This window comes from Bradyrhizobium sp., from assembly GCF_035484855.1.
Lineage (GTDB): Bacteria > Pseudomonadota > Alphaproteobacteria > Rhizobiales > Xanthobacteraceae > Bradyrhizobium.
Genome location: NZ_DATHOP010000287.1, coordinates 104,585 through 113,596, shown reverse-complemented (window position 1 = coordinate 113,596; position 9,012 = coordinate 104,585). Strand labels below are relative to the sequence as shown.

General features: G+C 64.6%; 8 protein-coding genes. 5 read left to right on the top strand and 3 right to left on the bottom strand.

The genetic code is table 11. The features are described from left to right. Window positions 1-330: 330 nt before the first annotated feature. Together VK804_RS32530 and VK804_RS32525 are read right to left on the bottom strand one after the other, a co-directional pair. A complete protein-coding gene (locus VK804_RS32530; RefSeq protein ID WP_325752393.1) occupies window positions 331-1,167 on the bottom strand; it encodes an enoyl-CoA hydratase family protein in 837 nt (278 codons plus the stop codon). 120 nt (window positions 1,168-1,287) lie between these two features. Next, window positions 1,288-2,049 carry an SDR family oxidoreductase gene (locus tag VK804_RS32525; RefSeq protein ID WP_325752392.1) on the bottom strand — a complete coding sequence of 254 codons (762 nt, stop codon included), beginning with the start codon at window positions 2,047-2,049 and terminating at the stop codon, window positions 1,288-1,290. Window positions 2,050-2,218: 169 nt separating this feature from the next. Between VK804_RS32525 and VK804_RS32520 the strand changes: the two genes are divergently transcribed. Genes VK804_RS32520 through VK804_RS32500 form a run of 5 tightly spaced genes read left to right on the top strand, consistent with a single transcriptional unit; the run spans window position 2,219 to window position 7,947 of the window. Beyond that, on the top strand, window positions 2,219-3,046 hold the full coding sequence (locus VK804_RS32520; protein ID WP_325752391.1) for an alpha/beta hydrolase: 828 nt from the start codon (window positions 2,219-2,221) through the stop codon (window positions 3,044-3,046). After that, on the top strand, window positions 3,043-4,332 hold the full coding sequence (locus tag VK804_RS32515) for an acyl-CoA dehydrogenase (RefSeq protein ID WP_325752390.1): 1,290 nt from the start codon (window positions 3,043-3,045) through the stop codon (window positions 4,330-4,332). The genes VK804_RS32520 and VK804_RS32515 overlap by 4 nt, the downstream gene beginning before the upstream one ends. Before the next feature lie 8 nt (window positions 4,333-4,340). Continuing rightward, entirely contained in the window at window positions 4,341-5,876 is a 1,536-nt protein-coding gene (locus VK804_RS32510; RefSeq protein WP_325752389.1) for a class I adenylate-forming enzyme family protein, read from the top strand. Further along, a complete protein-coding gene (locus VK804_RS32505; RefSeq protein WP_325752388.1) occupies window positions 5,873-6,967 on the top strand; it encodes an NAD/NADP-dependent octopine/nopaline dehydrogenase family protein in 1,095 nt (364 codons plus the stop codon). Before VK804_RS32510 ends, VK804_RS32505 begins: the two co-directional genes overlap by 4 nt. Further along, complete coding sequence (locus VK804_RS32500) at window positions 6,964-7,947, top strand: 3-hydroxybutyryl-CoA dehydrogenase (protein ID WP_325752387.1); 984 nt, start codon at window positions 6,964-6,966, stop codon at window positions 7,945-7,947. The genes VK804_RS32505 and VK804_RS32500 overlap by 4 nt, the downstream gene beginning before the upstream one ends. Here the strand turns inward: VK804_RS32500 and VK804_RS32495 are convergent. Beyond that, window positions 7,944-8,990: a peptidase M29 gene (locus VK804_RS32495; RefSeq protein ID WP_325752386.1), complete on the bottom strand. Its 1,047-nt coding sequence runs from the start codon at window positions 8,988-8,990 to the stop codon at window positions 7,944-7,946. The two genes, VK804_RS32500 and VK804_RS32495, sit on opposite strands and share 4 nt — an antisense overlap. Between the last annotated feature and the right edge of the window lie 22 nt (window positions 8,991-9,012).

The following is a 9,012-nucleotide window of genomic DNA, read 5'->3' as shown; positions in this document are numbered from 1 at the left end:
ACGTTATAATCCGTAAAACCATTGCGTGGGGAATGCCGGGTGATTCCGGTGTGACCTGCTAACGTGTGTGCGCTCTACCCACTACCATTGCACACACGGCTATCGGGCGCATCGGCCGCCCGGCATTCCCTGCGCCCTTTGTTTGGAAGGGCGGGAAATAAACCAATACCTCGCGCGACGCTCGCGGCGAGATCGTGCAACCATGACTCAACGTCATTGCGAGGAGCGCTTGCGACGAAGCAATCCATTCTTTCTTTTTGTTGCGCGATGGATTGCTTCGCTGGCGCTCGCAATGACGGCTTCGAGAGTCTTTCCGAATTATCGTCGCGCTCAATTGCCCTGAAACACCGGCTTCGCCTTGTTCGCAAACGCCTCAAACGCTCGCGCGAAATCCGCCGTCGTCATGCACAGCGCCTGCGCGATCGCCTCGGCCTCGATCGCTTCCTCCACCGACATTGCCCATTCCATCGCGAGCATCCGCTTGGTCATGGTGTTGGCGAAAGTCGGCCCCGCCGTGATCTCTTTCGCAAGAGACTGCGCCTGCGCCAGCACCTGGTCCGGCGCGACGATGCGGCTGAAAAATCCCCAGCGCTCACCCTCCTCCGCGCTCATGAAGCGGCCGGTATAGAGCAACTCCGAGGCGCGCGACTGCCCGATGATGCGCGGCAGGATCGCGCACGCCCCCATGTCGCAGCCGGCAAGGCCCACCTTGTTGAACAGGAACGCGACCTTGGCGCCGGTCGCCGCCACGCGAATGTCGGAGGCCATCGCGACGATCGCACCGGCGCCGGCGCAGATGCCTTCGACGGCGGCAATGATCGGCTGCGGGCAGGCCCGCATCGCCTTGACCAGATCGCCGGTCATGCGGGTGAAGCCGGTGAGGCCTTTGGTGTCCATCTTCACCAGCGGCCCGATGATCTCGAACACGTCGCCGCCGGACGAGAAATTGCCGCCGGCGCCGGCCACGACGACGGTCTTGACGTCCTCGTCGAACGCGCAGGCGCGGAAGAAATCGGTGAGTTCGCGATAGCTCTCGAAGGTCAGCGGATTCTTGCGCTCGGGCCGGTTCAGCGTCACCGTCGCTACGCCCTCCGTCACCGCCAGCAGGAAATTTTTCGGCTGATATTGCGACAGCGGCAGCGTGACGGGATTGGCGGGCGTGTTCATGGAGTCTCCCTTATCGTCATTGCGAGCGAAGCGAAGCAATCCAGCTTGCTTCCTTGCGGCGACATGGATCGCTTCGCTTCGCTCGCAATGACGGTTTGTTGTTACGCACGATGCAAATCCCTAAACCTCTCCGCCGGCGACCGCGATGGCCTGCCCGGTGATGGCGCCTGCGCCCTCGCCGCACAGCCACACGACGGTATCGGCGACCTCAGCCGGCGTCACCAGCCTCGCTTGCGGATTGTTGCGGGAAAGATCGGCGACCGCCTGCTCATGGCTACGACCGGTTTTTTTCATGATGTTGTCGATGCTGTCGGCGAGCAGATCGGTGTCGGTGAATCCGGGACACACCGCATTGACGGTGATGTGCGTCGTTGCCAGCTCGAGCGCCAGAGAGCGTACCAGCCCGACGACGGCATGTTTGGCGGCGCTGTAGGCGCTGGCATAGGCGTAACCTTTGAGACCGGCGGTCGATGCAATGGCGACGATGCGGCCATAGGGCCTGACCTTCATCGCGGGCAACACGGCCTGGACGGCATGAACGACGCCCATGAAGTCGACATCGATCATGCGCCGGAACAATGCAACGTCGGATTTGGCGAACGGCGCGGATTCCGCGACGCCGGCATTGGCGATCAGGATATCGATCGGCTGGCGGTCACCTGCCCTCGCAATCGCCGCACTGATGGCGGCCTCGTCCGCGACGTCAGCCACCTCCGCGAAATGCGCAGCACCGGCGGCAACCGCTTCCTCCAGTGTCGCCCGGTTGCGGCCGATCACCGTGACGGTCGCGCCCGCCTGCGCGAGCGCAGAGGCAATGGCGCGGCCGATGCCCCGCCCGCCACCGGTGACCAGCGCATGCGAGGAACGCGGCAGTCCGGACATGCGCAGGCCTTCCCGAGTGAATTCATCGACTGGCGGGTTTGCGTATATTTTAGACTTCAAGCTTTTGCAAGAAACGGCGCCCCGGCGTCACTTGCTTTAAGTATAAAATATCGCTTTTCATCCGTGGATGTGCTGTTAGCATCCGAAAAGGTCCGACAGGAGAGCCGGCGTGCCTCAACCCACAACCTTGAAAACCGCTGACGGCCGCTTCGGCTATGAGGCCGCAGGCGACTTCACTGCGCCGCCGCTGGTGTTCCTGCATGGCATCGGCGGCGCGGCGCGGGGCTGGCGCGGCCAGATCGAGGCGTTCGGCGATCGCTACCACGCGATCGCCTGGGACATGCCGGGCTATGGCGGCTCGGCGCCGCTTGCCGCCGTCAGCATCGTCACGCTCGCCGACGCATTGCAGGATTTCCTGCAAGCGACAGGCGCGGCAAAACCCATCCTGGTCGGGCATTCGATCGGCGGCATGATCGTGCAGCAGTGGCTGACGAAACATCCGGACAGCGCCGCCGCCGTCGTTCTCGCGCAGACCAGCCCGGCGTTCGGCAAGGCCGACGGCGACTGGCAGAAGGAATTCATCGGCGCGCGGCTTGGTCCGCTCGACCGCGGCGAAACCATGGTGTCGCTGGCACCTTCGCTGGTGCGGGAATTGGTCGGCGATGATCCTGATCCCGCCGGGATGGAGCTTGCGCGCGACTGCATGGCAGCCGTACCCGAGGCGAGCTATCGCGCCAGCATGCTGGCGCTGCTCGGGTTCGACCAGCGCGGCGCGCTGAAGAATATCGCGGTGCCGACATTGGTGCTGTCGGGTACAAAGGATAAGAACGCACCGGCGCCGATGATGGCGAAGATGGCGACTTACATTCCCTCGGCAACCTATGTCGAGCTCGAAGGCGTCGGCCATCTCGTCAATCTGGAACGCCCCAAGACCTTCAATGCCGCGCTGGATTCCTTTCTCAGGGCCCATGTGGCTGCAACACGAGTGACGGTATGACGGTGCAAGCCAGCAAGAGCGCGACTGATATCGACGAGATCGATCCGGATGCGCCGATCTTCGATCCCGCCGCGTTCAGGCTGAACGATGAACAGGCCGCCATCATCGCGAGCGCACGCGAGCTCGGCCAGCGCGTTTTCGCCGGCCGCGCCGCGGCCTATGATCGCGAGGCGAAATTCCCCACCGAGAATTACCGGGATCTGCATCGCTCCGGCCTGCTCGGCATCGCCATTCCGAAAAAGCACGGCGGCCTCGGCGCGGACTACCAGACCTATGCGCTCGCTGCCGCCGAGATCGGCCGCTACTGCGGCGCCACCGCGCTGACCTGGAACATGCATGTCTGCTCGACGCTATGGTCCGGTCCGCTGGCCGACGATCTCGAGATGGACGCCGCCGCTCGCGCCGAACACGAGCGCCGGCGCGCCGTCCACTACAAACGCATCGTCGAAAACGGCGCGATTTATTCGCAACCGTTCTCGGAAGGCGGCGCGGCGGCCGCCGGCGGGGTCGCGTTCGGCACCGAGGCAAAGCCGGTCAAGGGCGGCTGGATCGTCAACGGCAAGAAGATTTTTGCTTCGCTGGCGGGCCATGCCGATTACTACGGCGTGCTCTGCACCGAGGTCGCGGAAGGCGAGAAAGCCTCCCGCCGCAATACGCTCTACCTCGCGATCCCCGCCAGGACCGATGGCATTTCCGTCGTCGGCGACTGGGACCCGCTGGGGATGCGCGGCACGGTGTCGCGCACATTGCTGTTCAAGGATGTTTTCGTTGGGGAGGATGCGGCGTTGATGCCCCGCGGCGTCTATTTCCAGGCGGCGATGCGCTGGCCGCACATGTTCCTGACGCTGTCGCCGACCTATATGGGCCTCGCGCAAGCCGCCTACGATTTCACCGTGCGCTATCTGCGCGGCGAGGTGCCGGGCACGCCGCCGGTCAAGCGGCGGATGTATCCGACCAAGCAGATCGCTGTCGCCCAGATGCAGATCAAGCTCGAACAGATCAAGGCGATCTGGTTCCAGGCGGTCACCGAGGCCCGCGCCAATCCGACCAAGGAGCAGGTGCTGCGGGCCTATGCCGCGCAATATTCGGCGATGGAGGGCGCCAACGAACTTGCGACGCTGGCGATCCGCACCTGCGGCGGCCAGGCGATGCTGAAATCGTTGCCGCTGGAGCGCATCTATCGCGACAGCCGCTGCGGCTCGCTGATGCTGCCATGGACCGCCGAGCTCTGTCTCGACCGCATCGGCCGCGAGGCGCTGTATGAGACCGGCGAGACGGACGACTAGTCAGGCCAATGGACCTTTCCGACCTCATCGAGCGGAACGCGGCGTTCACGCCGGACAAGCCCGCGACCTTCTTCGAGGGTGAGGCACTCAGTTACGCCGCGTTCAATACCCGCATCGCACAAACCGCGTGCGCGCTCAGGTCCGAATTCGGCGTCAGTCGCGGCGACCGCGTCGCGATCCTCAGCCTGAATCGGCCAGACTACCTCGTGCTGCTCTATGCCTGCGCGCGGCTCGGCGCCATGCTGGTGCCGCTGAACTGGCGGCTTGCGGTCGCAGAGCAGTTGTTCATCCTGTCGGATGCCGCGATCAAGGTGCTGGTACTCGAACAGGCCTTTGCGGGGATTCTGCCGGCGCTGGAAACGCGCCTGCCCGACACTGGTGCTATCGGGCTTGATTTTGCGCCGCCCCGCGGAATCGCCTTCGATGCCCTGCTGACTCTGGCGCGCGGTAACGGCCGCAATCCGCATACCGACCTCAGCTGTCCGCTGCTGATCGTTTATACCTCGGGGACCACGGGCCGGCCCAAGGGCGCGGTACTGCGGCAGGAGGCGCTGCTGTGGAACGGCGTGATGAGCCAGCACATGCACGGCCTCACCTCGGATGATCATGTTCTCACCGTGCTGCCGTTCTTCCATGTCGGCGGCCTCAACATCCAGACCACGCCGGCGCTGCACGTTGGCGCCACCGTGACCATTCATTCGCGCTTCACGGCGGATGCAGCGCTCGCAACGATCGCGCGCGACCGTCCGACCCTGACGGTGTTGGTTCCCGCGACGATCCAGGGCGTGACCGACCATCCCGCCTGGGCCACAACCGACCTGTCCTCGCTGAAGGCGGTTTCCACGGGATCGACCATCGTGCCGCCGCACCTCATCGATCGATTTGTCCGCCGCGGCGTGCCGGTGCTTCAGGTCTATGGCTCGACGGAAACCTGCCCCGTCGCGATCTACACCCGGCTCGGCGGCGACCTGGCACGATCGGGTTCGACCGGCTTGCCTGGCCTCTGCTGCGAGGCAGTGATCATCGATCACGCCGGCAATGAACTGCCGCCCGGCACGCCGGGAGAGATCGCGGTGCGCGGTCCCAATGTGTTCCACGAATATTGGGGCAATAAGGAAGCGACGCGGGAGGCCTTGCATGACGGCTGGTATCGCACCGGCGACATCGGCCGTCGCGACGCCGACGGCTATTTCTGGGTGCACGACCGCAAGAAGAACCTGATCATCTCGGGCGGCGAGAACATCTATCCGGCGGAGGTCGAGCGCGTGCTGCTGGAGCATCCTGATGTCGTCGAATGCGGCGTGATCGGGCGGCCCGACCCGAGATGGGATGAGGTGCCGGTCGCCTATGTGATCCGGCGCGCGGGGCGCGCGGTGGAAGCGGAAGATTTGCGGGCGCATGTGCTGACGCAGTTGGCGCGCTTCAAGGTGCCCCGCGATATCGTTTTCGTCGATGATCTGCCGCGCACGGCGCTGGGCAAGGTCCAGCATTTCATGCTGCGGCAGCTCGACGCGTCGGTATCATCGAAAGGAGAGGCCATTTGAAGATCGCGGTGCTTGGCGGCGGCAATGGATCGTTTGCGGCCGCAGGCGATTTCGCGTTGCAGGGCCACGAGGTGCGCCTGTGGCGGCGCGACGCATCGGCGGTAGCGGAACATCGCGCCGCGGGATCGCGCATCCTCGTCAAGGATTCCAACGGCCGGCACGACGTGCAGCTGACAGTCGTGACGACCGACATCGCCGAAGCCGTCCATGACGCCGAACTGATCCTGTGCCCGGCGCCAGCCTTTGCTCAACCCAATATCGCCAAACTGCTCGCGCCGCATTTGACGGATGGTCAGGTCGTGTTCCTGCCGCCCGCGACCTTCGGCTCGCTGATTTTCGCGACAGTTGCACGCGATGCCGGCAATCGCGCCAGCGCAAGCTTTGCCGAAACCGGCACGCTGCCCTGGCTCACGCGCAAGCACGGACCGTTCGAGGTCGCCATCACCATCCGCGCCAAGCGGCTGCCAGTCGGCGTATTTCCGTTGAAAAATGCGAGCCATGCGCTCGAGGTGATCGGCCGCGCCTTTCCCGGCGTGATCGAGCCCTGCGGCGACGCGCTGTCGGGCGCGTTGATGAATGCGGGGCCGATCATCCATCCACCGCTGATCGTGATGAACGCCGGCCCGATCGAGCACTTCGAGCGCTGGGACATCCACAAGGAAGGTACGCAAGGCTCGATCCGGCGGGTCACCGACGCGCTCGATGCCGAACGCATCGCGGTGCGCGAAGCGCTCGGCTACGGCGGCCCACATTTTCCGCTGGCGCATCATTACGCGATCGAAGGCGAGCAATGGATGTACGGCCGCGGCTCGCATGATCGGCTGACCGACTCGGGCGACTGGCGCGAGCGCATCGTGCTCAGGGAGCATCGCTACATGCGGGAGGATTTGCGGCTCGGCCTGTCGTTATTGGTCTCGGTCGGCGAACTGGCCGGGGTTGCGACGCCGCTGGCAAGGGCATTTCTGGCCATCGGCGGCGCGATCTGCGGCGAGGATTTCATGAAGGACGGCCGCACGCTCGCAAGTCTGGGACAGGGGGGTGTCGGCCGAGAGCAATTGCAGGTGCTGTTGCGTGAGGGATTTGAGCCATGACCGCCCGTCCCGCCATTGCCTGTCTTGGCGCCGGCCGCATGGGCCGCGGCATCGCGGTTGCGTTTGCCTATGCCGGCCACGCCGTCACCATGATCGACGTCAAGACGCGATCGACTGAGCAATTCGCCACGCTTCAAACCGAAGCGCTCGGCGAAGTCAGGAAAACGCTGGCGAGCCTGGCGCGGTTCGGATTGCTGGCCGAGAGCGACACCGAGACGGTGATCGCTCGTGTCGCCGTCGCGCCTGCGCAAGACATGACTGCGGCGCTTGGCAACGCTGGCATCGTATTCGAAGGCGTGCCCGAGGTGGTCGAGCTCAAGCGCGAAGTGCTGGCATCAGCCTCGAAATGCGTCGGGCCCGATGTCATCATCGCCTCGACCACCTCAACGATTCTGGTCGACGATATCTCGGGCTCGGTCGAGAATCCAAAGCGCTTCCTCAACGTGCACTGGCTCAATCCGGCCTATCTGATTCCGCTGGTCGAGATCTCGCCGGGCGCTGCGACCGATCCGGCCGTGATCATCAGGATGAAAGCGTTGCTCGAAGGCATCGGCAAGGTGCCGGTGGTCTGCGCCGCGACGCCCGGCTTCATCGTGCCGCGCATCCAGGCGCTCGCCATGAACGAAGCGGCGCGGATGGTGGAGGAAGGCGTGGCCAGCGCCGAGGACATCGACAAGGCAATCCGCTACGGCTTTGGCTTTCGCTACGCGGTGCTGGGCCTTTTGGAATTCATCGACTGGGGCGGCGGCGATATTCTCTATTACGCGAGCCGTTACCTCGAGGATGCGCTCGGCAGCGACCGCTACCGCGCGCCCGAGGTGATCGCGCGCAACATGCGCGAGGGCCGCATCGGCCTGCGCACCGGCGCGGGCTTTCTCGATTATTCCGGCCTCGACGTCGATGCCTATCGCGACCGGCGCCTCGCGGCGCTGGTCGACATGCTCAGGCACTTTGGACTGGCCAAACCGCCGGTGCTCTAGCCGAACACATCCTGCAGCACACCGTCATGCACCACCGCGACACCGTCGAGTTCGATCGTCGTCCCCATCATCGGCAAGTCAAAATGCCCCGATGTGTAGCGGCCGGCGAACTCGTTGGCGCCGGTGGAGAACAGGAAATTGCCGGAAACCGCGCGCAGTTCGGTGCCGTTGGTATCGCGCTGGTCGTACATCGCAAGCGCCTCATAGCGGGCGGCGGGGTTCATCCCGAATCCGACATGCGACACCGCATAGGCCTCGCGGTCGCCCCACGCCGCCAGATAGGCGCGCATCATCATGGCGTCGGCGCCCTCGCCTTGCAGATCGGTGACGTAGTCGTCCTTCAAGGTCATCCGAACCGGCGACGTCAGGTAGCGCTTGAAGGTGAGATTGATGTCGCCCGGCGCCATCACCAGCGTGCCGTTGACCGCGCCGCTCTTCGGGAAGCTGACGACGATGCCGCCGGGCCAATGCGCCAGCGTGCCGGGTTTGTCGGTCCAACCCCAGACGCCGACGGTCGAGGCACCGGCCATGTCGACGTCGAGGTCGGTGCCGGCCTTCGAGGTGACGCGCATCCGCTTCGTCCCGCGCAGCATTTTTGTCGCCGCGCGCACGCGTTTTTCCAGCGCCATGTCCGGCACCATGCGCTCGAGCGCTTCGGGATGCTCGTTGGAGATATTGAGAATACGCGCACCCGCTTTCAGGATTTCCGGCGTCTCGACGGCGTGCATCAGCCCTTCGACGGTGCAGTCGACCACAAAGCCTGCCTGCTGCAGCGCCGCGACAACGGGACCGAGGCGCTGGATGGCGACGCTGGCGCCGGTGGAGCGGACCGGAACCACCTCTCTGTTGCGCGGCGTCGGCACGACAATGTGGAATGGCTTGGCGCCCATCCGCAGCAGCGCCAACTCGGCGAGGTGAACGTTCAGCGCGCGCGACTGGGTCTCCGACAGGATAGCGGCGGTGTCCCCCGACTTGACCGCGCAGCGCTCAAAGATTTCGCAGAACGCGTCGATCCATTTTGCTTCGATGCGATCAGCAAACATCAGCCTATCTCCACTTCCAGCA